We start from the raw sequence: 607 nt of genomic DNA, 5'->3' as shown, positions 1-607 counted from the left end.
GACACCGGCGCGGCACGGGAATCAAGGCATTGCGATTCTCGAAAATAGTTCTTGAAATTCTATTCTTGATTGCATATCATCTCAACGAGTTTCGATAAGAAAGGATGCCCATGCGACCGTCTGTTGTGCTTGACATGAAGCGAAGCGCAGTGCGTGAAGCGGTAGGCCGCTTTCGCGCCGCGAACCCGCGCGTCTTCGGCTCGGTGCTGCATGGCACCGACCGGGATGGCAGCGACCTCGACCTGTTGGTCGATGCGCTGCCCGGTGCCACGTTGTTGGACTTGGGCGATTTGGAAGAAGAACTGAAATCGCTGCTCGGCGTTGACGTCGATCTGCTGACTCCCGGCGACCTGCCGCCGAAGTTCCGGGCCAAGGTGCTCGCGGAGGCGCAACCGATATGAGCGAGAACCGCCTGCCCGATTACCTCGACCACATTCAGCAGGCCGCAACCGATGCGCGCAGCTTCGTGGAAGGGATGGCCAAGGACGACTTCTTGGCCGACAAGCGCACCCAGCAGGCCGTCATCATGAGCCTGATCGTCATCGGCGAGGCGGCCACAAAGGTGATGGATGGCTACGTCGAGTTCACCCAGGCGCATGCCGACGTG

The 607-nt window shown here is 60.0% G+C and carries 2 protein-coding genes; both read left to right on the top strand.

All coding sequences use genetic code 11. The features are described from left to right. The first annotated feature begins 110 nt into the window (after positions 1-110). Entirely contained in the window at positions 111-401 is a 291-nt protein-coding gene (locus ABWL39_RS20865; protein WP_001247892.1) for a nucleotidyltransferase, read from the top strand. Further along, a partial coding sequence (locus ABWL39_RS20860; protein WP_367796127.1) for a DUF86 domain-containing protein occupies positions 398-607 on the top strand: 210 nt, incomplete at its 3' end. The genes ABWL39_RS20865 and ABWL39_RS20860, both read left to right, overlap by 4 nt.

The organism is Chitinivorax sp. PXF-14 (genome assembly GCF_040812015.1).
GTDB lineage: Bacteria > Pseudomonadota > Gammaproteobacteria > Burkholderiales > SCOH01 > JBFNXJ01.
This window is presented reverse-complemented; position numbering and strand designations above follow the sequence as displayed.

What these genes read in the sequence shown, in the direction of transcription:
- ABWL39_RS20865 (WP_001247892.1), top strand. Translation starts at nt 111, where the DNA reads ATGCGACCGTCTGTTGTGCTTGACATGAAGCGAAGCGCAGTGCGTGAA.